The sequence below is a fragment of the Congregibacter brevis genome (assembly GCF_045689245.1).
Classification (GTDB): Bacteria; Pseudomonadota; Gammaproteobacteria; order Pseudomonadales; family Halieaceae; genus Congregibacter; species Congregibacter brevis.
Map to the genome: position 1 here is coordinate 1,750,097 of NZ_CP136865.1, position 23,158 is coordinate 1,773,254.

The following is a 23,158-nucleotide window of genomic DNA, read 5'->3' on the forward strand; positions in this document are numbered from 1 at the left end:
TCACGAGCCTGCAAGCACAGCCCGATAAGCCTGAACCGCCGCAGGCGTGCCTATGCGCAGAGCATCGACGGTAAGCGCATGTCCTATTGATACCTCCAACAATCCCGGCAATGCCCTGAAGATCGGCAAGTTGTCGAGGTTCAGATCGTGGCCGGCGTTGACGCCCAGTCCAGCCTCCAGGGCGGCCTCAGCGGTATCTCGAAAGCGCCGGTAACATTGATCAACGTCCTTGCCCTTCGAGACAGCGACCGCAAAGGACTCTGTATACAGCTCTATGCGGTCAGCACCAATTTGCGCGGCGATGGCCATTTGCTCCGGCACGGGGTCCATAAAGAGGCTGCTGCGAACACCGAGAGATCGCAGTTCTGTGAGCAAAGGTTCCAACTCTTCTGCCTGACGAAGGAGATCAAAGCCGTGGTCGGAGGTGAGTTGGTCGTCTCCGTCGGGCACTAGAGTGCACTGAGTGGGACGCAGTTCTCTAACCAGCTCCATGAATCCGGGGTAATCGCTAACGCCTCTTCGATCGCTGGCTCTTGGGCCGGCGAAGGGGTTCCCCTCGATATTGAATTCAACCTCAAGCATCGCGGCTAAATCCCTACAGTCGTCGGCTCGGATATGCCGTTGATCTGGGCGAGGGTGCACGGTAATCCCATCGGCGCCTGCGTCGATGCACATCTGGGCGTGCTGAGGAATGTCGGGAATCGTGGTGTCTCTGGAATTCCTAATCAATGCGATTTTATTGAGATTGACGGAGAGGGCAATCACAGCAGGCTCTTGCGCTCAATCTTGGTGATGATAACGGCGTCGATGGGAACATTACCGTGAGGGCCGATAGCCTGCACGGGAGAAGTACTGATGTAGTCCACGGTGCTCATGCCATCGATAACCTCACCGAAAACGGTGTAACCGGGAGCCCCCGGTTGCCAGTCTAGACGCAGATTGGTGCGCTGGTTAATAAAAAACTGTGCGGTAGCTGAATCGGGGTCAGAAGTTCGCGCCATCGCTAAAGTGCCTCGGACGTTGTGCAGGCGGTTTTTCGATTCGTTCATGACTGGTTCCCCAACCGGCTTCTCCACCATGTCTGGGGTGAGCCCTCCGCCCTGAATCATAAAGTTGGGTATTACGCGGTGGAAGATAGTTCCGTCATAAAAACCATCATCAACGTAAGCCAGGAAGTTCTCGACCGCCAGGGGTGCTTTATCCCTAAACAGGCGGACGCTGATGACGCCGACATTGGTGGTGATCGTCACCTGCGGGTTGGGGAGAGGGGTTTCGGAGGACGATTGCGCCACAGACACAGACGCCAAAACACTGAGAAAAAAGCCTGCCAAGGCCACGGGGATAAAACGGGTACTCGCGATCATCATAGTCTCCTGGGCGATCTGCGCCGGAAGTGTGGTTTTAAGCCCAGCTGGAACTGCTTTTACGCTTGGGCCACAAGCGCGGCACGACCAATGTGATAATCACGCCGAGGAGCACTGCAAAGGCCCCATCCATGAATGCACTGCTCCGTACGCGATCCTGCAGACGTTGATTGTCAGCTTCCAGCGTGTCCAGTGTTGTACGCATGGTTGCCGAGTCTTCTACCAGTCGCCGATTGTTTTCTGCGGTCTCCACAGCGCTACCGGAAATCTGGCGCAGCTGTGCCAGCTCCTCACTAACCTGTTGGAGGTCGGCATTACTCTTTGCCAATTGAGAGCCCACATCGCTCTGCTGTGCCTGGAGCTCACTGAGACGGCTGCGCAGCTCGGCGGATTCCTGTTGAGCCTCTTCTAGTTGACGGACTACCGCTGGCAAGCGCACCTGTGCTGGAGGCTCAGTGGAGAGATACTCGGCCTGAACCCAGCCTTCGGTGCCGCGAGATGTAGCGACCTCCGCCCAGTTGCCATCGGTAGAGCGGCGTTTTTCGGTTAGCTCCGTTCCCGGAATAAGTTTTCCTATCCAGCGGTAGTTTGAGCCTGGCCCTGCATGAAGCACCACGAAAACCTCGTCACTGATATAACGGGATTCCTGGGCATGGGCGGCAGGGGTTAGGCTTAGTAATAGGGGGCCTGCACTCAGCAACAGAATGAGTAGAAGTCGGATCACGGATACTCCTTGTTTATAGGTATCGATACACATCGCGTTGACTAGGGGATAACGATTTTGAAAGGTTTGACTTCAACCTCGGCGAATACGCCGGAGGTGCTGTAGGGGTCTTCGTTCGCCCAGCGTTGGGCATCTTCAAGAGAGGGGAACTCAGCAATGATCAGGCTGCCGGTAAATCCGGCCTCACCGGGATCTTCACTGTCGATCGCGGGATGCGGACCACCGACGAGTACTCGACCCTCATTCGCCAGCTCCTGAACACGGGCGAGATGTTGTTCACGAACCTTCATTCGTAAAGGCAGACTATTGGGGACATCGGTTCCAAAAATGGCGTAGTACATTGTATTTCTATTAGCCTCCAATTATTCGCTATCAGTATTCGCTGCGGTTTCATCTGCTTGCAGATGCGGACTTACCAGTACCGCGGTAAGTATCGTAAGCAGCATCGTAAACCCTATGGAAGAGTACAGTTTGTAACTTACCCACGTTGCCTCGCTGTAGCTATACGCCACGTAAAGATTCAGTGCTCCAACGATCAAAAAGTTGCTGATCCAAAGTAGGTTCAACTTGGACCACACCGTTTTTGGAAGTTCCAGTTGGGATCCCAAAGTGCGCTCGAGCAAATTCCGCTCTCCGATAAAGTGAAAGAGGCCAAAAGCGATCGCAAGCGCCCAGTTGAAGATGGTGGGCTTCCATTGAATAAACGTCTGATCACGGAGAATCAACGTCGCCCCGCCAAAAATACCTACGGCAAGGAAAGTCCAAAGACCGCGTTTGTCCCAGTAGCCACTCGCTATCCGGGAAATGAGAACCTGCAGCGCGGTAGCACTGATAAGTACCGCTGTGGCACTGAAAATCCCATCAAACTCGTATTGCCAGCCCGCCACGCGGAGGGTTTCCCCATCGAGCTGATAGACGACAAAGAACAGTGCTATGGGAATAAATTCGAGGAGTTGTTTCATGCCAATCGCCAGAACGGTCTGCAGTGCTAGAATGCCGCGCAGTCCTAAAGGGGCCGCATTGTAAAACAATTCACAGAGTCGCGCGGGGCGGACTTCCATGAGTCAGTTCTTCCAGATACATCCGGATAATCCCCAGGCCCGCCTGGTGCGTCAGGCCGCCGATATTGTCCGCGGTGGGGGCGTGATCGTTTATCCAACGGATTCGGCGTACGCGCTGGGTTGTCACATTGGGGACAAGGCTGCTTTGGATCGCATTCGTCGCATTCGTAAGCTTGATGACCGGCATAATTTTACGCTGGTCTGTCGCGATCTTTCCGAAATCGCGACTTATGCCCGTGTAGACAACGCGGTGTACCGATTGTTGAAGCAGCACACGCCGGGTCCCTACACTTTCATTCTTCGCGCAACTACCGAAGTACCCAGGCGCCTTATGCAGGCAAAACGCAAGACTATTGGGCTCCGGGTGCCGGATAATGCCATCACCCAGACGCTTCTTGGTGACCTTGGCGAACCCCTGATGAGCGTGTCGTTGATTATGCCCGGCGATGAACTGCCGCTTATTGACCCCTATGAGATCCGCGAAATTCTCGAACATGAGGTGGATCTGGTGCTCGATGGGGGTTACTGCGGTATGGAGGCAACGACGGTGGTAGACCTGGCCGATGAGAAGCCCATGGTGCTGCGTGCTGGGAAGGGCGACCCAGCGCCCTTTGAGGCTCCCTGAGGTATACTGGCGACACTTTGTACTGGTGCTTCTGTGACTAACGAAAATCAAGACTTGATGCCTTCAAGCTCCTCATTGCTGGGGCCGGAACTGCCGACTCAGTCAGAAATGCCTTTTGCTGTGGTTATGGGTAAAGCCGTTACTGAGCTTCCCAAGGATTTGTACATTCCACCTCAGGCGCTTGAGGTGTTTTTGGAGGCTTTTGAAGGGCCTCTGGATCTTCTGCTGTACCTCATCCGGCGCCAAAATCTCGATATTCTCGAAATCGACGTCTCGCGAATCACAGAGCAGTACATGCATTACGTGGACCTAATGGATGCCATGCAATTCGAGCTTGCCGCCGAGTACTTGCTCATGGCGGCTATGCTGGCCGAGATAAAGTCGCGCATGTTGCTACCGAGAGCGACCACTGAAGATGAGGACGAAGAAGATCCTCGCGCTCAGTTGATACGTCGCCTCCAGGAGTACGAGCGCTTTAAAAAAGCTGCGGAAGAGATCGAGGATCTTCCCCGTATGGAGCGGGACACTTGGGTCGCAAGTGCCGCGCCACCTCCTGTTGAGCAGGAGCGCCCCGCGCCTGACGTCGACATGCGTGAGCTCTTATTGGTGCTCTCTGATGTTCTCAAGCGTGCGCAGATGTACGAGAGCCACCAGGTGCAGCGGGAAGCTTTATCAACCCGGGAGCGTATGTCTCAGGTTTTGGACAAGCTTCAGGGTAAGCAGTTTGTGCCCTTTGTTTCTCTGTTTTCCGCCGAAGAAGGCAAGTTAGGGGTTGTAGTGACGTTTTTGGCGATCATGGAACTCATTAAGGAGTCTTTGGTTGAGATTGTTCAGACAGAAAGTTTTGGCCCGATACACGTTAAGGGGCGTGCCGAATGAGTGAGAGCACTGGACTTGTGCAGATTATCGAAGCGGCTTTGCTCGCCGCAGGGAAGCCACTAACGGTTGCTCAATTGGGTGCTTTGTTCGAGGAACATGAGCGGCCGACAAACGATGACATCCGTGCCGCCCTCGAAGAGGTTCGGGAGCGCTGTGAGGGTCGCGGTTTTGAGCTGGTAGACGTGGCCAGCGGTTTCCGTTTTCAGGTGCGTGAGCAAATGAGTCCCTGGGTGAGCCGACTCTGGCAGGAACGTCCCCAGAAGTATTCTCGTGCGCTTTTAGAAACTCTGGCATTAGTCGCTTATCGTCAACCGATCACCCGGGGAGAGATCGAAGAGATCCGCGGTGTAGCGGTCAGCACAAATATTATTCGCACTCTCCATGAGCGGGACTGGATTCGCGTAGTCGGTCATCGTGATGTCCCTGGACGGCCTGCGATGTATGCGACGACGCGAGACTTTCTTGACTACTTCAATCTCAAGAGTCTCGATCAGCTTCCCGCTTTGGCAGATATTCGCGACCTCGAAACTCTGAATGCCGAGTTGGGCTTCAGCGAGCCGCTGCCCGAGGCTGCCAACGGTGAATCTTCTGGCAATCAGGAAGAGAGCGCTGAAGAAAACGCCTTAGACAGTGAAATTACAGGGCAGGGCGAATCTCCTGAGGCTGATGGGGTGGCTGTGGATGTTGAAGAGGCTGTGGATACTGCGGACGTAGGTCAATCCGTCGAAGCCTTAGATCAAGAGGTGGTCGAAGCGGCTGACGGCTCGGAGCTCGTAGACGATGAGTCGGAACTTCCTGTGACCGACACGCGTGAGCAGGCGAACCATGGCCAAGGCTGACAAGAGCGGGGCCAAAGCGGTCGACAGCGCCCCGAAAGAAGGAGAGAAGCTGCAAAAGGTTCTTGCTCGCTCGGGACTGGGGTCTCGTCGTGAGATGGAACGCTGGATAGAGCAGGAACGCGTCACCATCGACGGCAAGTCAGCGCATTTGGGAGATCGTGTCGTTGCGACGCAGCGTATCGAAGTCGATGGTCGACCGCTGGTCGCTAGCGATGGGGAAAAAACACGCTGCCTGCTTTACCACAAGCCCACTGGTGAAGTGTGCTCGCGCAAGGATCCCGAAGGTCGGCGCACCGTTTTTGAGCGCTTGCCCAAGGTTAAGTCCGGGCGTTGGATATCGATAGGGCGTCTTGATTACAACACCTCGGGTCTTCTGCTGTTTACCACCGATGGCGAGCTTGCCAATGCCTTGATGCATCCCAGTGCGAATATTGAGCGTGAATACATGGTGCGCGTCATGGGAGACGTCACCGAGGAGAGCATAAAAGCGATGCTCGAAGGTGTGATGCTCGAAGACGGCGTCGCGCGCTTTACGGATATCCAGTCCGGTGGTGGGGACGGTATCAATAGCTGGTACTACGTAGTGCTCATGGAGGGGCGGAATCGCGAGGTTCGTCGCCTCTGGGAATCCCAGGGTTTGACCGTCTCCCGTTTGAAGCGCGTGCGCTACGGCGATCTTTTCGTGCCTTCCAAGGTCAAAAAAGGACAATGGCAGGAGCTTGCTCCCAACGAGATCAATGGTTTGTATCGCATGGCAGGCATGCAGACTAAAGATGTAGAGCCACCGTCCAGAGACGATCGCAGCAAGCACAAGCGCATGGAAGGAAAACGCGGGTCTGTTCGCGGCAAGAAGCACACGCGAGATGATGGCGGTAACCTTAGCCGTGATGACCGCAAGGACAAAGGCGCTAAATCCCGCAAGCCCCGGTCGGCAAAATCTGACGCCGCAAAGAACAAGCGACGTACACGCGCCTAATTGGCCTTTTCGGCGCTGTATTACGCGCCAAGCGCACTGTAGGGACTGTTACTGCATGTAGTGTTACTGCGCGTTAAAACTACACCCGCTTCGTTCCCCGCTCACGTCATCCATCAAGTACAGATAGCTGCGCATGATTGCGTCGGGAGAGGGGTTAGTGTCTGGCTCCTCGGCGGGGTACGCGGCGCGGCGCATAGCGGTGTTAGTCGCCCCCGGGTTGATGCAATTGACGCGGATATCACTGGTGTTTTCAGTTTCGCTGGCGAGAACCTGCATCATTCCTTCCGTCGCAAATTTGGAGACTGCGTAGGCGCCCCAATAGGCTTTGCCTGTTCGTCCCACTCCCGAGCTGGTAAAGACCACCGACGCGCTAGGAGCTTGGCGTAACAGGGGCATAAGACTCTTGGCCATAAGGAATTGGCTATTCACATTGAGCTGCAAGACATCCCGCCAATCATTCCACGCCGACTGCTCTATGGCGCGGCGCTGCCCCAGGATACTGGCGTTCAACAGTAGGCCGTCGAGCCTGCCGAGCTGATCTTCAATAACATCTGCCAGCGCGATAAACGGTTCTTCAGCGTCCTGAGAGAGGTCGAAGGGAATGGCCGCGGGTTGAGGGCCTCCGGCCGCTTCTATTTCGTCGTAGACCTTCTCGAGCTTCTCTACGTTTCTGGCCAGTAGTACGACTGTTGCTCCGTGAGCCGCGAAGCTCAGCGCAGCACTGCGGCCAATGCCGTCGCTGGCGCCGGTGATCAGAATCGTTTTCCCGGCCAAAGCTTTTTCCGCGGGCTTGTAGTCGTCTGGAATCGCAATTCCTGTCATTGTGTCTTCAGGCATGGGCCAACTCCGATTCAGGGAAGAGGAGCCCGCCAAGCTCTTCACTTTGCGCTGCGATAACATCCGCATTCCAGCGGCTAGCGCTGTCTCCATCTTCGATGTAGCCGTAAGCGGCGGCGATGGTATACATACCTGCACGTTTTCCCGCTTCGATGTCGCGCAGGTGATCACCAAGGTAAACGGCGTCTTTGGTCTCGCAAACTAGCTCTTTACAGACCTTATGGAGACTTTCTGGATGTGGTTTGGCATGCGTGACGTCATCGGGGCAGACCACGCTCCCTGGGTTCAAGGCGAGTTTTTCCAGGAGTGGGGTGGTGTATTCCCGTGGCTTGTTTGTGGCAATGCCCCAGGCTATGTCCCTGCTTGCAAGCTGCTCTAATAAGGTATCAACGCCCGGATATAGCTTCGCGTGACTGCCGAGTATGGCCGCATAGAGATCCAGTAGACGCTGCCTGTGAGCTTCAAAGCTTGAATCCTCTTGGGGGATGTTCAGCGCCAGCTTTACCAGTGCCCGAGACCCGTTGGAAACGCTCGAACGAATCCGTTGCGCATCCATTGGTGGATGTCCGCATTCCTCGCGCAGCTGCTGCACGACGGGGATGAAGTCGTCCGCGGTGTCTACCAAGGTGCCATCCAGGTCAAAGATGACTGCACGCAATCGCGCACCGGGGTGCATCATGCCGCTTTGCTCGCGTGGACCATGAAGTTCACGGACACATCATTGGGGTTGAGTCGATAACGCTTGCTAAGCGGGTTGTAAGTCAGACCTGTCATGCTTTCTAGCTGAAGGTCCGCATCGCGAAGCCACTGAGCGAGCTCTGACGGTCGAATGAATTTCTCGTACTCATGCGTGCCCGCGGGGAGCATGCGCAAAAGGTGTTCTGCACCCACAATGGCAAACAGAAAAGCCTTTGGGTTGCGGTTGATCGTAGAGAAGTAAAGATTCCCTCCCGGCTTTGTCAAATCAGCACAGGCCTGAATGACCGCTCCCGGATCAGGCACGTGTTCGAGCATCTCGAGGCAACAGACCACGTCAAAGTGCTCGGGTTTCTCGACCGCGAACTCCTCGGCGGTGATCCGCTGATAGTGGACATCAACCCCAGATTCGAGCTGATGGAGCCGCGCAACCGATAGAGGTCCCTCGCCCATATCTATACCCGTGACCTCCGCACCTCGAAGCGCCATAGACTCTGCGAGGATGCCCCCTCCACAACCCACATCCAGAAGGCGTTCGCCGACTACGGGGGAGTGGCTGTCAATCCAGTTTGCACGCAGTGGATTGATTTCATGGAGGGGTCGAAACTCCCCGTCCATATCCCACCAGCGCGCGGCGAGAGCTTCAAACTTGGCTATCTCTGCGTCATCTACGTTACGGCTTTGGGTGATTGTCATAGTCGGTTGGCGTCCAGTTTTCCGTTCATAGTGAACTGATCTTTTGTTTCCAGTGCTTTGCTCGCGCCAGCGTGTCATCCAGATCGATGGTGAGAAGCTTGCGGTCGCGCATAAGCGCGTCTCCCGCAACCCAGCTGTGGGTAACTTCTCCGCCCGTACAGGCGTACACGATTTGCGACAGGGGATTATAGAGCGGCTGCGTTGCGGGTGCAGACAGATCCACTGCGATCAGGTCCGCCTGTTTGCCTGGCGCAATGCTACCGATTTCCTGATCAAGGCCTAGAGCCTTGGCTGCACCTAAGGTGGCCATATGCAGAACCTGTAGTGCAGGCATCACCGTAGGATCACTTGCCGTCAGTTTTGCGAGTAAGGCTGCCGTATGCATCTCGTTAAACATATTGAGATCGTTGTTGCTGGCTGCGCCATCAGTGCCTAGTCCGACATTAACGCCAGCGGCTTTCAGATCGTTTACAGGGCAGGTGCCGGACGCAAGCTTCATGTTTGACTGGGGGCAGTGGATGACCTGCGCGCCGGTTTCTGCAAGATTGGCGATGTCCTGCTTTCCGATGGACGTCATGTGTACACACTGGGTACGAGGACCGAGAAGACCCATCCGCCTCAGACTGTCGACCGGCCGCTCACCCGTCGCTTCAACGGCGCTGAGGACCTCCCCTGCGGTCTCATGGAGGTGGATGTGTACCCCCATGTCTAACTCCGCTGCGTAAAGCGCTACCTTCTCTAAAGTGGGTACGGAAACGGTATAAGGTGAATGAGGGCCAAATGCGATCTGCAGGCGATCCATGTTCTTGCAGTCATCCCGGAGGGCCAGAGATTTGCTGATGTAGTCGTCAGCACCTTCCCCCCAAGCGGTTGGAAATTCAAACACCGGCGTTGCAAGCTGAGCTCGCATGCCGCTTTTAGCGCACAGTGACGCTACTACTTCGGGAAAAAAATACATATCGCTGAAAGTGGTGGTACCGGATAGGAGCATCTCGGCCATGGCCAAAGACGTCCCGTCACGCACGAACTCTTCACTGACATGGGCGGTCTCCGCCGGCCAGATGTGGTCTTCGAGCCACGGCATCAAAGGAAGATCGTCGGCGAAGCCTCTCAGAAGGCTCATGGCAGCATGTCCGTGCGCGTTGACTAGCCCGGGGAGGACCGCATGATTCGGGAGCTCGATTCGCTCAATGTCCAGATTATCCGGCAGCGCTTCTAGCGGTAGTACAGACTTGATTTTACGGCTCTCCACCAGAATGGCGTGATCCTCGAGGGCTTCGTCGCCCGGTTCCATGGGAATTATCCAGCCCGGCTGGATAATGAAGTCGGCCGTAAGTGAGGACGGATTCATGCAATTGGTCTCGGGTGTGAAATAGCTGTGGTGAAGGCGCCGTTGCGCGGATTATAGCGCGCTCGCGGTTGACTGCTGCCGCCTGTGTTACCCCTTCTCTGTGCGGTGCTTAATCCGTTGTGGGGCATAGCTTTGAGGTGCTCCAAAAAGGTATACTCGCTGGCTGTTTTTGAGCGCGGACCGCTTAGCTTCGAAGCCTCACAAAACACCACCGACCGAATACCAATTCAAGGCGATTTATGGGTGAATTAGCGAGAGAAATCTCTCCCGTCACGATTGAGGATGAGCTTAAGCAGTCCTACCTCGATTATGCGATGAGTGTCATTGTCGGGCGTGCGCTGCCGGACGTGCGGGACGGCTTAAAACCCGTGCACCGTCGCGTTCTTTTTGCGATGAACGAGCTGAATAACGACTGGAATAAGCCCTATAAAAAATCAGCGCGTGTGGTTGGTGATGTGATTGGTAAATATCACCCGCACGGTGATTCAGCGGTCTATGACACCATCGTACGCATGGCGCAGCCATTTTCTATGCGTTACACGCTCGTAGACGGTCAGGGCAATTTTGGTTCAGTGGACGGCGATTCAGCTGCCGCCATGCGTTACACCGAAATCCGTATGTCGAAGATTGCTCACGCGTTGCTGTCCGATCTGGATAAGGACACCGTAGATTATGTCGACAACTACGACGGTACAGAGCAGATTCCGGCGGTATTGCCGACACGCGTACCCAATCTCCTGGTCAACGGGTCCGCAGGTATCGCTGTGGGCATGGCGACCAACATTCCGCCGCATAACTTGCGGGAAGTGGTCAACGCCTGTCTGGCACTAATCAACGACCCTGAGATTACGATTGACGATCTTATGCGTTACCTGCCGGGCCCTGATTTCCCGACGGGGGCGATCATTAATGGACGCGCAGGGATTGTGCAGGCCTACCGTACGGGGCGCGGACGAATCTATGTGCGTGCAAAAGCCGAGGTCATCACCGACGAAAAGACCGGCCGTGACACCATTATCGTTCACGAGATTCCCTACCAGTTAAATAAGGCCCGCCTTATCGAGCGCATTGCCGAGCTGGTAAAAGAGAAGAAGCTTGAGGGTATCAGTGAGCTGCGCGATGAGTCCGATAAGGATGGTCTGCGCGTGGTTATTGAACTGCGTAAGGGCGAGATAGGGGATGTCGTACTCAACAATCTCTATGCTCAGACGTCTTTGCAGAACGTCTTTGGAATCAACATGGTAGCCCTGGTAGATGGGCAGCCGCGCGTCCTCAACCTTAAAGAGATTCTCGAGGCGTTTTTACGGCACCGGCGAGAGGTTGTTACTCGGCGTACTTTGTACCTCCTGCGTAAAGCGCGCGAGCGGGGCCATGTATTGGAAGGTTTGGCCATTGCTCTGGCAAATATCGACAAGGTGATCGAGCTAGTGAAGGCCTCGCCTAGTCCCGCCGAGGCTCGAGAGAGCCTGCTTGCCGAGCGTTGGTTGCCCGGTGAGGTTACCAGCATGCTTGAGCGGGCTGGCGCCGAAGCCTGCCGTCCCGATGAGCTCGAGCCCTTCTATGGTTTACACGATGGTCAGTATCGACTTTCGCCGACGCAAGCGCAGGCTATTCTCGATCTCCGACTGCACCGTTTAACGGGGCTGGAGCACGAGAAGTTGCTCAAAGAGTATCAGGACAAGCTTGTTGAGATTGCGGATCTTCTCGATATCCTCCAGGACTCCGAGCGTTTATTGGCGGTTATCCGAGAAGAGTTGGAAGAAATCGCTACGGAATTTGGTGATGAGCGACGCACGGAAATTCGTGACTCTCAGGAAGATCTCACCGCAGAAGATCTTATTACGCCAGAAGATCGCGTGGTAACGCTGTCTCATGGCGGCTATGCAAAGACACAGCCTTTGGCTGAGTACCAAGTGCAGCGTCGCGGTGGCATGGGTAAAGCTGCGCTGTCCGTGAAGGACGAGGATTTTGTTGAGCACCTGCTCATTGCTAATACCCACGACACCCTGCTGTGCTTCAGTAACTTCGGCAAGGTTTACTGGATAAAGGTGTATCAGATACCCGTGGCTGGACGAACCTCGCGAGGTCGTCCCATGGTCAATCTTCTGCAGTTGGACGAAGGCGAGCGGGTTACCTCAATATTGCCCCTCGAAGAACATTCGGACGACCGGTTTATTTTCATGGCCACGGCAAATGGTTACGTGAAGAAAACTGATCTTGCGAGCTTCGCACCGCGCTCTGCGGGACTTAGAGCCATCGTTTTGGGCGATGACGACGTTCTTGTAGGCACGGCCATCACCGATGGTGGTCAGGACGTGATGCTGTTCTCCAGTGAGGGTAAAGCCACTCGTTTTTCCGAGAGTGCGGTGAGACCGATGGGTCGCGCCAGTCGCGGCGTGAGAGGCATCAACCTCGCCGATGGTCACCACATGATTTCCCTGCTAGTGCCGGATGCCAGCGGAACGGTGTTGACCGTGAGTGAAAATGGTTACGGAAAGCGCACAACCGTCGATGATTTCCCCACCAAAGGACGCGGCGGTAAGGGCGTGATTGCCATGGCGAGCTCCGAGCGCAACGGTCGCTTGGTCGGTGCATTACAAGTGTTCAGTGGAGATGAGCTCATGCTGATCTCTAATCAGGGGACCCTCGTGCGCACCCAGTGTGACCAGGTGTCTCAACTTGGCAGAAACACCCAGGGCGTTCGCATCATTCGAACCAAAGAAGGAGAAACACTGGTTCAGGTGGAGCGAATAGTCGATAGCGGGGAAGAGGATGAGTCGGCGGTCGTGTCGACAAGTGCGTCGACGGTTGCAAGTACTGATGCATCGACTGAGGCGCCCTCCGATGCGCCCATAGACGGCGATGCAGAGGCAGGTAGCAGTGACGGCGGTGAAGACTAATGACACGGCCTTTTAATTTTTGCGCCGGCCCAGCGGTACTTCCCGAAGCGGTACTCGAACGCGCCGCGCAGGAAATGCTCGATTGGCACGGCACCGGCATGTCCTTTATGGAGATGAGCCACCGCTCCAGTGAGGTTGTCGCTACGGTAGAGGCCGCAGAGGCATCACTCAGGCGTTTGCTGGGTATCAGTGACGAATATGCGGTGCTGTTTGCACAGGGCGGCGCGTCTTCTCAGTTTGCTGCCGTGCCTCTTAACCTAGGAGGTGGGGGTAAGCCTTTTTCTTACGTCAACACCGGGCAGTGGTCTGCCAAAGCTATGGCTGAGGCCAAGCGCTATGGTGAGGTGTTAGAGGTAGCGGCTGCGTGTAAGGAACTGCCCCGTGCTATCCCGGAGCAGGACGCATGGTTGAGCGCTGATGATTCCGCTTATTTGCACTTCACCCCTAACGAAACCATTGACGGGATAGAGTTTCACTGGATGCCGGAGTCTAAGGCGCCCATTGTTGCGGACATGTCGTCTACGTTGCTTTCGAGGCCCCTTGCTGTTGATGATTTTGACGTCATTTATGCGGGTGCGCAGAAGAATATCGGTCCGGCCGGACTGGTAATACTGATCGTACGCCGAGAGCTTTACGGGCGCGCGCACAGCAGTTGCCCCTCAATGATGAATTGGGAGGTGACTGACAAGGCCGGTTCTATGCTCAATACGCCTCCCACGTATTCTATCTATCTGGCGGGCCTTGTTTTCGAGTGGCTGGAGGCGCAGGGTGGCTTGGCCGCGATGGCGGAGCGGAATCGCAAGAAAGCGACGAGCCTCTATGCCGCTATCGATGGTAGTGAGTTCTACGGAAATCCCGTGGCGGTGGCTGACCGCTCCTGGATGAATGTGCCATTTACCCTAGCTGATGCGGAGCTCGATAAGGTTTTCTTGAGCAAAGCCGACGCAGCGGGCCTTCTGAACTTAAAAGGGCATCGATCCGTTGGTGGTATGCGCGCCAGTATTTACAACGCGATTCCTCAGGCCGCCGTCGACGCGCTTATTGAGTTCATGCAGGACTTCGAGCGCGAGCACGCTTAGAAGCCTCCGACCAATTATGCCCGGTTCATTACCAGTTGATGCGTTATCGAGTTTTGCTCTGGTCCACCGAGCCAGACAACGATATCCCGGAGTTTAGGGGCTATGACCGATTCACCTAACGATACCTCCAAAGACAGCGCGTCTGTCGATGATCAAAGCTCTATTCCTGTAGAACAGAGCCCTGCTCTCACAGAAAAAAGCTCTGGCAGTGAAGCTAGCGATGCTCGAGACCTCGAACAAGTGCGTGCCGATATCGATGCGGTGGATTCGCAGATTCAAACATTGATTGCGCAGCGCGCTCGCTGCGCTCAACGCGTAGCTGCGATCAAACTCGAAGAAGTGCAAGCCGCACGCGCTCGAGGCGAGCCGGATCAGGAAGTGGTCTATTATCGTCCGGAGCGGGAAGCGCAGGTTTTGCGCCGCATTATGGATCGGGATACCGGTCCTCTCGAAGGACCCACGGTGGCGCATGTGTTTCGCGAAATCATGTCTGCCTGCCTTGCCCTAGAGAAACCGCTGCAAGTGGCTTATCTCGGCCCCGAAGGAACCTTCACCCAGGCAGCAGCGCTCAAGCACTTTGGTCATGCAGCTGTCTGCGTTCCACAGGTCACTATTGATAGCGTGTTTTCTGAAGTGGAGTCCGGGCACTGTAATTACGGCATTGTGCCTGTAGAGAACTCCACCGAAGGCATGGTCAGCCACACTCTGGATAGCTTTATTGACTCGCCACTGAAGATTGCCGGTGAAGTGGAGATGCGGATCAGCCATCATTTGCTCGCGTCTTCTGGTACGCAAATGGAGGAGATCACTCGCATCTGCGCGCACCAGCAAGCTCTTGCTCAATGCCGAAATTGGCTGGATGCGCACTGGCCTAAGATTGAGCGATTGGCGGTAAGTAGTAATGGTGAGGCAGCTCGTATTGCTGCCCAGAACCCTGGGACAGCAGCTATTGCTGGCGATATGGCGGCCGAGGCTTACCACCTGGAACCTCTGGCGGAGCATATTGAGGACGCGGCTGATAACACGACGCGATTTTTGGTTATCGGTCGCAGTGAGGTGCCTCCTAGCGGAATCGATAAAACATCTATCGTTGTCTCCAGTCGCAATAAGCCCGGAGCTTTGTTTACCCTTCTGGATCCCTTTCGACGCCATGGCGTCAGCCTGACGCGCATCGATACGCGGCCATCGCGTACCGAAAAATGGGCCTATGTCTTTTTCATCGAGTTTGAGGGTCACGTACAGGACCCCGCGGTGCTTGAGATAATGCGTGAACTTGAGGAGCAATCCATTCTTCTCAAACCTCTGGGCTCCTACCCCCGTGGCGTACTCTGAGTCTCATTGGTGAGCGATGGAACACAGTACAGCGTCGGGTTTGTCGGGATTGGGCTTATTGGAGGCTCTCTTGCAAGGGCGCTAAAGAATAGCGGCTTCGCATCCTCAGTAAGCGCATGGGATCGAGACGCTGATGCCCTCGAGCAGGCACTCAAGCTGGGCATTATTGATACTGCCTCAGGTAGTGTCGCTGCTCTTATGCAAACGGTAAATATAGCTGTCCTTGCTACGCCCACCATCGCTTGCGAGAGCTTGATTATCGACATGCTCAAGGAGCCGGGGATAGCTCAATGCATCACGGATGTTGCGAGTGTAAAAGGCGATTTGTATCGAAGGGTTGTTGATGCTGCTCCAGCAGGTGCTGCTATTTATGTCCCGGGGCACCCTATCGCAGGTTCGGAACGATCTGGCGTTGCCGCCTCGGACGCGGCCTTGTTTGAGCACCATCGCGTTATCCTCACTCCTGACTCGAACACAGACCCTTTAGCGCTTGGGCTTGTGCAAAAAATGTGGGCGGCAGCGGGAGCGACGGTTCAATGCATGGGCGTAGAGGAGCATGACAATGTGCTTGCTGCGACCAGCCATCTGCCGCATGTTCTTGCTTATGCATTAGTGGACGCCCTGGCCCAATCGCCCATTCGTGACGATATATTTCGTTTCGCTGCGGGAGGCTTTCGCGATTTTACGCGCATAGCCTCAAGTGACCCCGTGATGTGGAGAGACATATCTCTGGCCAACAGAGACGCGTTGCTAAGCTCCCTAGATGGCTTTTGTGACCACCTGAATACACTGCGCTCGTTCATTGCCGCGCGTGATGGAGAGGCATTGGAAAACATATTCCGCTCATCGAAGAGCGCCAGAGATGAGTTCGCCAGAGATCTGGCGATGCGTGAACGCGGCGAGACCTGATAGAAAGTCTTGGGCATTTGCGGCGCAGGTATCGGTTTTTAGAGGAGTAAGTAAAACGTGGAATTTTTGGTAGCACCCGGCGGCAGTATTCACGGCGAGGCTCGCGTTCCCGGAGATAAATCGATTTCTCATCGGTCAGTCATGCTCGGTGCTCTGGCTACCGGTGAAACTTCCGTTACGGGTTTTTTGCAAGGCGAGGACGCTCTGGCGACGGTGGCAGCTTTTCGCGCCTTGGGCGTTGAGATCGAAGGCCCCAAAAAAGGCGCTTTGCGGATCCAAGGTGTGGGTCTCAAAGGCCTACAACAGGCCTCGAACCCGCTGGATATGGGGAATTCCGGGACAAGTATGCGCCTCCTTTGCGGGATTCTCGCGGGACAAGCTTTTGCCAGTGAGCTGGTAGGCGACGCATCACTCATGGGGCGACCTATGCAACGCGTGATTACACCGCTCACGCGCATGGGTGCAACGATTGTCTCTGGAGACGGCGGTAGGCCGCCCTTACAGATAGCGGGTTCGTCGACCTTACAGGGTATTCATTACGATTTACCCATGGCGAGTGCGCAGGTGAAGTCTTGTGTGCTGTTAGCGGGACTCTTTGCTGAGGGTGAGACGTCTGTGACCGAGCCTGCCCCTACTCGGGACCATACTGAGCGAATGCTCCGCGGCTTTGGCTACGAGCTGGAGACGCGTGACGGCGTTACCAGTCTTCATGGCGGCGGTGAGTTACGAGGCTGTGAGATCGACGTTCCCTCTGACATTTCTTCGGCGGCGTTTCTTCTTGTCGCGGCAAGCATTGCGCCTGACTCTGAATTGTTGCTCACGCACGTTGGGGTTAACCCCACCCGCACGGGTGTTATCAGTATTCTCCGGCTAATGGGCGCAGATATCACGCTGCAAAACGAGCGGGAGATTGGTGGCGAGCCTGTGGCGGATATTCTTGTGCGTTCAGCACCTCTGAGGGGTATCGATATACCCCGGCACCTAGTGCCCCTGGCTATTGATGAATTCCCGGTACTCTTTATTGCTGCTGCTTGCGCTAACGGACGGACGGTTTTGAGAGGAGCGGAAGAGCTTCGGGTCAAAGAAAGTGATCGAATCTCGAGTATGGCCGAGGGCTTGTCGACACTGGGCGTTCAAAATGAGGTACTGGAGGACGGTATCATTATTGATGGCGGAGCCATGTCGGGTGGCACTATCAGAACTTTCCATGATCACCGCATAGCAATGTCTTTCGCTGTGGCGGCGCTGCGTGCCGAAAGCGAGATTCGGATTCTTGATTGCGACCACGTCGCCACTTCCTTTCCGGATTTTGATGCCTTGACCCGAGGCTTGGGCCTGCAAATAGCGTCTCGAGATACCGGCGAGTGAGCGTGCCGATCATCACCGTGGACGGCCCCGGTGGTGCAGGGAAGGGCACCTTGTCCTACAGTCTGGCCAGCGAATTAGGCTGGGGCATGCTGGATAGTGGCGCGTTGTACCGCGTCACGGCCTTTGCCGTGCTTGCGAATGATGTTCCTTTGTCGGATGAATCTGCAATCGCAAACATCGCGAGTCATCTCGCTTTAGAATTCGTGCCCGCCGCAGAGGGGCTTACGCAGGTGTTGTTGAACGGACAAGATATCAGTCTGGCAATTCGCAGTGAGTCCTGCAGCTCGGCGGCCTCTAAAGTGGCTGCAATGGGGGACGTCCGCGCCGCGCTTCTTGAGCGCCAGCGCCAGATGGCCGTAGCGCCCGGATTGGTGGCCGATGGCCGCGATATGGGGACAGTGGTATTCCCTGATGCCCCCCTGAAAGTCTTCCTCACAGCCAGCGCCGAAGCCCGCGCTGAGCGCCGTCACCGTCAGTTGCTGGCAAAAGGCGAAAGTGTTACCCTCGCGCGCCTTCTCGAGACCATCGAGGAGCGGGACGCACGTGACAGGAATAGAACGGAGTCCCCGCTAGTACCTGCTACTGATGCCTTAGTCATTGATAGTACTGGTATTTCGGCAGATTCGGTGCTTGACACCGTTCTCCGGGAAGCACGCCTTAGAAAACTTGTTAGTTAGTCTTATTAGCTGACACTCAAGGGCGGTGTTTTTGGAAATTGCCGGTTTTATTCGAAGTTAAAGCTTCATTTGAAGTTAAAGCTTCGAAGTTCAGGTCTCGGGAATTGTTAGCTTTTGTTGAAACTTGATCCAGCACCGTTTCGATAAGGCTTTATTTGAACAGGAGTCGTTCCTGCTGGAGGAGCGGCAGGCGCTTAGCGCCAACCCAAAAAACAGGTAACTATGTAATGAGCGAATCCTTCGCTGATCTATTTGAAGAAAGTTTAAAAACAGTCGATATGCAGCCCGGCGCCATCGTCACCGGCGTGGTTATCGATATCGACAATGAGTGGGTCACCGTTCACGCGGGACTCAAGTCTGAGGGTGTCATTCCCCGGGCTCAGTTCATTGATGCGGCGGGCGAATGCAGCCTGAACATCGGTGACGAAGTCCAGGTCGCGCTGGAAACGGTTGAAGACGGTTTTGGTGAAACCAAACTGTCCCGTGAGAAAGCCAAGCGTGCGGAATCCTGGAAAGATCTCGAAGCAGCCTTTGCCGCAGAAGAAGTGGTTAAGGGTGTTATCAATGGCAAGGTCAAAGGTGGCTTTACTGTTGACGTAAATACTATTCGCGCCTTTTTGCCTGGCTCTCTCGTGGACGTACGTCCCGTGCGTGACACGGCACACCTCGAAGGCAAAGAGCTGGACTTCAAGGTTATCAAGCTCGATCAGAAGCGGAACAACGTTGTCGTTTCTCGCCGCGCGGTAATGGAAGCTGCTAACAGCGTTGAGCGTGATGCTCTGCTTGCGGGCCTCCAGGAAGGTCAGTCTATTAAGGGTGTGGTCAAGAACCTCACCGATTACGGTGCCTTTGTTGATCTGGGCGGTGTTGATGGTCTGTTGCACATCACGGATATGGCGTGGAAGCGCATCAAGCATCCTTCAGAGATTGTCGAAGTTGGCCAGGAACTGGACGTTAAGGTTCTCAAGTTTGATCGCGAGCGTAATCGTGTGTCTCTGGGTCTCAAGCAACTGGGTGAAGATCCTTGGGTCGAGATCACAGGTCGCTACCCTGAAGGTAGCCGTGTCATGGCTAAAGTTACCAACCTCACAGATTACGGCTGCTTTGCCGAAATTGAAGAGGGCGTTGAAGGCCTGGTGCACGTATCCGAGATGGATTGGACCAACAAGAACGTACACCCGTCGAAGATTGTCCAGCTGGGTGACGAAGTCGAAGTCATGGTTCTGGATATCGACGAAGAGCGTCGTCGTATTTCACTGGGCATTAAGCAATGCCAGCAGAATCCATGGGACGCTTTCGCGTCCGGGGCAAGCAAAGGCGACCGTATCTCCGGCGTGATCAAGTCCATCACCGATTTCGGTATCTTTATTGGCCTCGAGGGCAATATCGACGGACTGGTGCACTTGTCTGATATCAGCTGGAATGAGACTGGCGAAGAAGCGGTTCGGAACTACAAGAAGGGCGATGAGATCGAAACAGTCATCCTTTCTGTTGATCCTGAGCGCGAGCGCATCTCCCTGGGCGTTAAGCAACTCGAAGACGATCCGTTTAGCAACTACATCGCCGTTAATGATCGCGGCAGCATCGTCACCGGCGAAGTGATCGAAGTTGATCCTAAGTTTGTGACCGTGAAGCTGGCGGAAGAAGTTGAAGGCATCCTCAAGGTCGCAGACATCAGCCGCGAGCGTATCGAAGACGCGCGCAGCGAGTTCAAGGTTGGCGATTCGGTAGAAGCCAAGATCATTTCTGCTGACCGTAAGAACCGCGGAGTTGCGCTGTCGATCAAGGCGAAGGACTTTGACGACGAGAAGGAGGCTGTTAAGTCTCTGAAAGATGAAGCTGAAGCATCTTCACCGGGTACTATCGGTGACCTGATCAAGGCCCAAATGGGCGGTCAGTGATCTTTGTAAACGAGCTAGTCTGAAAGACTAGCTAAGCTAAGGGCCTCTCGAGGCCCTTTTTTTTGCCCTAAATAAGGCCCATCGTCACTGCGCGGCAAATGCAGCTTCTTTGGAAGTGTAAATTTTCCATATAAAATAAGCACTTGCGTGGATTTGTCGAAGCGTACACAATGTCCTTGAGAGTAACCGCCGGTGCCATGATGGGAAGCGACATTCCCCATGGTTTAGCTGCGGGCCGTTACAAACTGACGATAGCTTGGGGTCGATCCTAATGACAAAAAGCGAACTTATTGAAGCCATTGCCTTGAAGCAAACCCAACTGTCCACAAAAGACGTTGAGCTGGCCGTGAAAACCGTCATCGAACAAATGTCCAACTCCTTAAGTGGGGGTGGTCGAATTGAGATACGGGGCTTTGGTAGTTTTTCGCTGCACTACCGGGAGCCTCGCCGGGGGCGGAACCCCAAGACCGGAGATGCAGTGGAGCTGACAGGCAAGTACGTCCCCCACTTTAAGCCGGGTAAGGAGCTTAGAGACAGGGTTAATCTCGGACTGCAGGCTGGTCTCTGAGTGTCATTTTGATGGGATTCCTGCGTAAGCTTCTAGCCTTGATCCTCGCCCTAGCGATGGCAGGGGTTGGGGTGTTGTTCGCGCTGCAAAATGCCGAACCCGTACCTCTAGATGTTCTCTTTATGATCCTTCCTCCTCGTAGTTTGGCGCTCTGGGTATTGGGTGCGCTCGCCCTTGGGGGATTTCTTGGCCTGTTACTTTCATCGTTTGCGGTGCTCCGTTTGCGGGCGCGGCTGATGTCCGCCCGGCGGCAGATTACGAATACGCAATCCGAGGTCGAGCGACTCCGCGTGAAGGGTCTCGCCACGCGTGAATGATGCGTTGGTTTTCCTTTTGCTGTTTTCAGCGGTGGCCTGTGGCTGGTGGTTAGGACGCCGGAGCCTTAAAGGAGCAGGTAGCGGTCTTGCGGGCCCACCGAGTCAGTATTACCGAGGTCTGAATTATCTATTAGACGGCCGACCCGATGGCGCGGTGGATCAGTTTATTAGCGCTCTGGAGGTTAATAGCGAGACGCTGGAAACCCATATTGCTTTAGGCAACGTGCTTCGTCGTCGTGGTGAGGTCGATCGAGCTATACGGATTCACCAAAACCTTCTGGCGCGTCCAAACCTTCCGCGATCACAGATGCATATTGCGCATCTGGAGCTAGCCAGAGACTACATTTCTGCAGGCCTTCTGGATCGGGCGGAAACCCTACTTCTTGACCTGGTGGCCGAGTCCGATGAGCAGCGCGATATCAGTCGTCTGTATCTGGTGGAAATTTATCGTTCAGAAAGCGAGTGGCAGCGAGCGATAGACGAGGCAAAGGCCTTGCTTCCAAGGCGTAGCCTGTTGGGTGGTGAGGCTCAGGCCCCACAACTTTCGGGACAAGCTATTCCTGTGCAACTGGCACACTTTTACTGCGAGCTCGCCATAGAAGCCGCCGATGACGGACGCATTGATGACGCCAGGGCATTGTTGCAGGATGCTCTGCGCAGCGACCCCGCCTGCGCGCGGGCGTCCCTTGAGCTGGGGCGCTTTGAGGGCGCCGCAGGCAACCACAGACTGGCTATCGAGGCACTCACGCGCGTTGTGGAGCAGCATGCTGAGTTTCTGCCTGAGGCTATTCCCGCATTGAGAGACTGCTATGCCGCGCTCGGAGAAGAAGAGGCTCTATCGGGGTACCTTCGCCGCTGTCTGGATGAACATCCGTCTACTCCGCTGATGATTGCGGTGGCCGATGACATTCGGCGCGACGAAGGAAATGCAGCAGCGCATAGTTTTTTAGCCGGGCGTCTTGCTCAAGCCCCATCGCTGAGAGGCTTGCTGCGTTTGATTCGCATCCAGCAGGAGGAGAGTCTGAGCACGCCCGGCGACTCTCTATCAATGTTGGGGGTTCTGTTGGATCGCCTCATCGAAGTGCGCCCGGCCTATCGCTGCGATCACTGTGGTTTTTCTGCTCGTCGCTTGCTTTGGTTTTGCCCGGGGTGCAAGTATTGGGGCACCTTCAGAACTATACGTACCGCAGAAACGGAGTAATTGTATGGTCATTGCCGCATCGCCGGTCATCGTGGCTCTGGACTATGCAGAGATGGCTCCGGCACTGGAGCTTGCGTCTGCCTTAGACCCCTCAGCCTGTCGTCTCAAAGTCGGTAAGGAGCTGTTTACAGCGGCGGGACCGCTTCTTATTGAACGGCTACAGGGCCTCGGTTTTGAGGTGTTTCTTGACCTCAAATTTCACGATATTCCCAACACTGTCGCGGGTGCCCTGCGTAGCGCCGCGGCGATGGGTGTTTGGATGGTTAATGTCCACGTGAGCGGAGGGCGTCGAATGCTCGAGGCCTCGGTAGAAGCGTTTGCGAACGTCGCGACACCACCGATGCTTATAGGCGTGACAGTGCTGACTAGCATGGATGCTCAGGACTTTGCCGAGCTTGCATATAAAGGATCTCTCGGCGATCAGGTTCTGCGCCTTGCAAATCTAGCGAAAGACTGCGGGCTTCAAGGTGTTGTGTGCTCGGCCAAAGAAGCCACTGTCCTACGTCAAGAACTCGGTTCTACTTTTGCGTTGGTTACTCCCGGTATCCGTCCCGCTGGTGCCAAAGCAGATGATCAACGCCGAATATTGACCCCCGCTGAAGCGATGGAGGCAGGGGCAAGCTATCTTGTGGTCGGTCGGCCGATAACGCGCGCCGCGGACCCTGCTGCCGCATTAGAAGCGATCAATAGCTCCCTCTAAAAGATCTCGCTCAAGCTGTTCTGCCCAATGCGACCAATGACGGCGCGATGGGTGAAATCCTTGCTAGTCTCCTTGTGCAATCGGAGTGCAGTACCACGTCCGATTGATCCATAGCGGCTGCGATGCCAGGCGAAGCTGCTTCGCTGGGGGTGAATTCG

24 protein-coding genes are annotated in these 23,158 nt (G+C 55.2%); 15 read left to right on the forward strand and 9 right to left on the reverse strand.

Going from position 1 to position 23,158, the window contains the following annotated elements; all coding sequences use genetic code 11:
• The 5 genes from R0137_RS07715 to R0137_RS07735 are packed head-to-tail and all read right to left on the reverse strand — an operon-like array spanning nt 1 to nt 3,149.
• Entirely contained in the window at nt 1-765 is a 765-nt protein-coding gene (locus R0137_RS07715; RefSeq protein ID WP_407329803.1) for a pyridoxine 5'-phosphate synthase, read from the reverse strand.
• Nucleotides 762-1,364, reverse strand: a complete 603-nt coding sequence (locus tag R0137_RS07720; protein ID WP_407329804.1) for a peptidylprolyl isomerase — start codon at nt 1,362-1,364, stop codon at nt 762-764. The genes R0137_RS07715 and R0137_RS07720 overlap by 4 nt, the downstream gene beginning before the upstream one ends.
• Nucleotides 1,365-1,401: 37 nt before the next feature.
• Nucleotides 1,402-2,088, reverse strand: a complete 687-nt coding sequence (locus tag R0137_RS07725; protein ID WP_407329805.1) for a TIGR04211 family SH3 domain-containing protein — start codon at nt 2,086-2,088, stop codon at nt 1,402-1,404.
• A gap of 41 nt (nt 2,089-2,129) precedes the next feature.
• Nucleotides 2,130-2,429: a YciI family protein gene (locus R0137_RS07730; RefSeq protein ID WP_407329806.1), complete on the reverse strand. Its 300-nt coding sequence runs from the start codon at nt 2,427-2,429 to the stop codon at nt 2,130-2,132.
• Between the two features lie 21 nt (nt 2,430-2,450).
• The gene (locus tag R0137_RS07735; protein ID WP_407329807.1) at nt 2,451-3,149 is read right to left on the reverse strand and encodes an inner membrane-spanning protein YciB; all 699 of its coding nucleotides are present in this window, start codon (nt 3,147-3,149) and stop codon (nt 2,451-2,453) included.
• On the opposite strand from R0137_RS07735, the gene R0137_RS07740 reads away from it, so the two are divergent.
• From R0137_RS07740 to rluB, 4 genes are read left to right on the forward strand one after another with little or no spacing between them, the layout of a single operon-like run.
• Nucleotides 3,148-3,774, forward strand: coding sequence for an L-threonylcarbamoyladenylate synthase (locus R0137_RS07740; protein ID WP_407329808.1), 627 nt, complete (start codon nt 3,148-3,150; stop codon nt 3,772-3,774). The two genes, R0137_RS07735 and R0137_RS07740, sit on opposite strands and share 2 nt — an antisense overlap.
• A gap of 57 nt (nt 3,775-3,831) precedes the next feature.
• Entirely contained in the window at nt 3,832-4,653 is an 822-nt protein-coding gene (locus R0137_RS07745) for a segregation and condensation protein A (protein WP_407329993.1), read from the forward strand.
• Nucleotides 4,650-5,492: an SMC-Scp complex subunit ScpB gene (gene scpB / locus R0137_RS07750; protein WP_407329809.1), complete on the forward strand. Its 843-nt coding sequence runs from the start codon at nt 4,650-4,652 to the stop codon at nt 5,490-5,492. The genes R0137_RS07745 and scpB overlap by 4 nt, the downstream gene beginning before the upstream one ends.
• Nucleotides 5,479-6,468, forward strand: a complete 990-nt coding sequence (rluB, locus tag R0137_RS07755; protein ID WP_407329810.1) for a 23S rRNA pseudouridine(2605) synthase RluB — start codon at nt 5,479-5,481, stop codon at nt 6,466-6,468. The genes scpB and rluB overlap by 14 nt, the downstream gene beginning before the upstream one ends.
• 63 nt (nt 6,469-6,531) lie before the next feature.
• Here the strand turns inward: rluB and R0137_RS07760 are convergent, their stop codons facing one another.
• The 4 genes from R0137_RS07760 to R0137_RS07775 are packed head-to-tail and all read right to left on the reverse strand — an operon-like array spanning nt 6,532 to nt 10,048.
• Nucleotides 6,532-7,305: a YciK family oxidoreductase gene (locus R0137_RS07760; protein WP_407329811.1), complete on the reverse strand. Its 774-nt coding sequence runs from the start codon at nt 7,303-7,305 to the stop codon at nt 6,532-6,534.
• The gene (locus R0137_RS07765) at nt 7,298-7,984 is read right to left on the reverse strand and encodes an HAD family hydrolase (protein WP_407329812.1); all 687 of its coding nucleotides are present in this window, start codon (nt 7,982-7,984) and stop codon (nt 7,298-7,300) included. The genes R0137_RS07760 and R0137_RS07765 overlap by 8 nt, the downstream gene beginning before the upstream one ends.
• Nucleotides 7,981-8,697, reverse strand: a complete 717-nt coding sequence (gene ubiG, locus R0137_RS07770; protein ID WP_407329813.1) for a bifunctional 2-polyprenyl-6-hydroxyphenol methylase/3-demethylubiquinol 3-O-methyltransferase UbiG — start codon at nt 8,695-8,697, stop codon at nt 7,981-7,983. Before ubiG ends, R0137_RS07765 begins: the two co-directional genes overlap by 4 nt.
• A gap of 25 nt (nt 8,698-8,722) precedes the next feature.
• The gene (locus R0137_RS07775) at nt 8,723-10,048 is read right to left on the reverse strand and encodes a TRZ/ATZ family hydrolase (protein ID WP_407329814.1); all 1,326 of its coding nucleotides are present in this window, start codon (nt 10,046-10,048) and stop codon (nt 8,723-8,725) included.
• 239 nt (nt 10,049-10,287) lie between these two features.
• Here R0137_RS07775 and gyrA point away from each other — a divergent pair, with 239 nt between their 5' ends.
• From gyrA to pyrF, 11 genes are all read left to right on the forward strand, one after another.
• Nucleotides 10,288-12,948 (forward strand): DNA gyrase subunit A, encoded by a 2,661-nt coding sequence (gene gyrA / locus R0137_RS07780; RefSeq protein WP_407329815.1) that lies wholly within the window; start codon nt 10,288-10,290, stop codon nt 12,946-12,948.
• Nucleotides 12,948-14,027 carry a 3-phosphoserine/phosphohydroxythreonine transaminase gene (gene serC / locus R0137_RS07785; RefSeq protein WP_407329816.1) on the forward strand — a complete coding sequence of 360 codons (1,080 nt, stop codon included), beginning with the start codon at nt 12,948-12,950 and terminating at the stop codon, nt 14,025-14,027. Before gyrA ends, serC begins: the two co-directional genes overlap by 1 nt.
• A 102-nt stretch (nt 14,028-14,129) precedes the next feature.
• Nucleotides 14,130-15,359: a prephenate dehydratase gene (gene pheA / locus R0137_RS07790; protein ID WP_407329817.1), complete on the forward strand. Its 1,230-nt coding sequence runs from the start codon at nt 14,130-14,132 to the stop codon at nt 15,357-15,359.
• A gap of 9 nt (nt 15,360-15,368) precedes the next feature.
• Complete coding sequence (locus R0137_RS07795) at nt 15,369-16,268, forward strand: prephenate dehydrogenase (RefSeq protein WP_407329818.1); 900 nt, start codon at nt 15,369-15,371, stop codon at nt 16,266-16,268.
• 57 nt (nt 16,269-16,325) lie between these two features.
• Nucleotides 16,326-17,636: a 3-phosphoshikimate 1-carboxyvinyltransferase gene (aroA, locus tag R0137_RS07800; protein WP_407329819.1), complete on the forward strand. Its 1,311-nt coding sequence runs from the start codon at nt 16,326-16,328 to the stop codon at nt 17,634-17,636.
• Entirely contained in the window at nt 17,633-18,313 is a 681-nt protein-coding gene (gene cmk, locus R0137_RS07805; RefSeq protein WP_407329820.1) for a (d)CMP kinase, read from the forward strand. The genes aroA and cmk overlap by 4 nt, the downstream gene beginning before the upstream one ends.
• Before the next feature lie 227 nt (nt 18,314-18,540).
• On the forward strand, nt 18,541-20,214 hold the full coding sequence (gene rpsA, locus R0137_RS07810; protein ID WP_405273863.1) for a 30S ribosomal protein S1: 1,674 nt from the start codon (nt 18,541-18,543) through the stop codon (nt 20,212-20,214).
• A 271-nt stretch (nt 20,215-20,485) separates the two neighbouring features.
• Nucleotides 20,486-20,782, forward strand: a complete 297-nt coding sequence (gene ihfB / locus R0137_RS07815) for an integration host factor subunit beta (RefSeq protein ID WP_405273864.1) — start codon at nt 20,486-20,488, stop codon at nt 20,780-20,782.
• Between the two features lie 11 nt (nt 20,783-20,793).
• A complete protein-coding gene (locus R0137_RS07820) occupies nt 20,794-21,099 on the forward strand; it encodes a lipopolysaccharide assembly protein LapA domain-containing protein (protein ID WP_407329821.1) in 306 nt (101 codons plus the stop codon).
• Nucleotides 21,092-22,300, forward strand: a complete 1,209-nt coding sequence (gene lapB, locus R0137_RS07825; RefSeq protein ID WP_407329822.1) for a lipopolysaccharide assembly protein LapB — start codon at nt 21,092-21,094, stop codon at nt 22,298-22,300. The genes R0137_RS07820 and lapB overlap by 8 nt, the downstream gene beginning before the upstream one ends.
• A 4-nt stretch (nt 22,301-22,304) precedes the next feature.
• Nucleotides 22,305-23,000, forward strand: a complete 696-nt coding sequence (gene pyrF / locus R0137_RS07830) for an orotidine-5'-phosphate decarboxylase (RefSeq protein WP_407329823.1) — start codon at nt 22,305-22,307, stop codon at nt 22,998-23,000.
• Nucleotides 23,001-23,158 lie beyond the last annotated feature (158 nt).

Excerpts from the sequence above, each read along its gene's own strand:
- R0137_RS07730 (WP_407329806.1), bottom strand. The coding sequence starts at position 2,429 with ATGTACTACGCCATTTTTGGAACCGATGTCCCCAATAGTCTGCCTTTA.
- pheA (WP_407329817.1), top strand. The coding sequence starts at position 14,130 with ATGACCGATTCACCTAACGATACCTCCAAAGACAGCGCGTCTGTCGAT.
- rluB (WP_407329810.1), top strand. The coding sequence starts at position 5,479 with ATGGCCAAGGCTGACAAGAGCGGGGCCAAAGCGGTCGACAGCGCCCCG.
- scpB (WP_407329809.1), top strand. The coding sequence starts at position 4,650 with ATGAGTGAGAGCACTGGACTTGTGCAGATTATCGAAGCGGCTTTGCTC.
- R0137_RS07720 (WP_407329804.1), bottom strand. The coding sequence starts at position 1,364 with ATGATCGCGAGTACCCGTTTTATCCCCGTGGCCTTGGCAGGCTTTTTT.
- R0137_RS07745 (WP_407329993.1), top strand. The coding sequence starts at position 3,832 with ATGCCTTCAAGCTCCTCATTGCTGGGGCCGGAACTGCCGACTCAGTCA.
- ubiG (WP_407329813.1), bottom strand. The coding sequence starts at position 8,697 with ATGACAATCACCCAAAGCCGTAACGTAGATGACGCAGAGATAGCCAAG.
- R0137_RS07765 (WP_407329812.1), bottom strand. The coding sequence starts at position 7,984 with ATGATGCACCCCGGTGCGCGATTGCGTGCAGTCATCTTTGACCTGGAT.
- ihfB (WP_405273864.1), top strand. The coding sequence starts at position 20,486 with ATGACAAAAAGCGAACTTATTGAAGCCATTGCCTTGAAGCAAACCCAA.
- pyrF (WP_407329823.1), top strand. The coding sequence starts at position 22,305 with ATGGTCATTGCCGCATCGCCGGTCATCGTGGCTCTGGACTATGCAGAG.
- gyrA (WP_407329815.1), top strand. The coding sequence starts at position 10,288 with ATGGGTGAATTAGCGAGAGAAATCTCTCCCGTCACGATTGAGGATGAG.
- rpsA (WP_405273863.1), top strand. The coding sequence starts at position 18,541 with ATGAGCGAATCCTTCGCTGATCTATTTGAAGAAAGTTTAAAAACAGTC.
- R0137_RS07735 (WP_407329807.1), bottom strand. The coding sequence starts at position 3,149 with ATGGAAGTCCGCCCCGCGCGACTCTGTGAATTGTTTTACAATGCGGCC.
- R0137_RS07760 (WP_407329811.1), bottom strand. The coding sequence starts at position 7,305 with ATGCCTGAAGACACAATGACAGGAATTGCGATTCCAGACGACTACAAG.
- R0137_RS07820 (WP_407329821.1), top strand. The coding sequence starts at position 20,794 with ATGGGATTCCTGCGTAAGCTTCTAGCCTTGATCCTCGCCCTAGCGATG.
- R0137_RS07775 (WP_407329814.1), bottom strand. The coding sequence starts at position 10,048 with ATGAATCCGTCCTCACTTACGGCCGACTTCATTATCCAGCCGGGCTGG.
- R0137_RS07740 (WP_407329808.1), top strand. The coding sequence starts at position 3,148 with ATGAGTCAGTTCTTCCAGATACATCCGGATAATCCCCAGGCCCGCCTG.
- serC (WP_407329816.1), top strand. The coding sequence starts at position 12,948 with ATGACACGGCCTTTTAATTTTTGCGCCGGCCCAGCGGTACTTCCCGAA.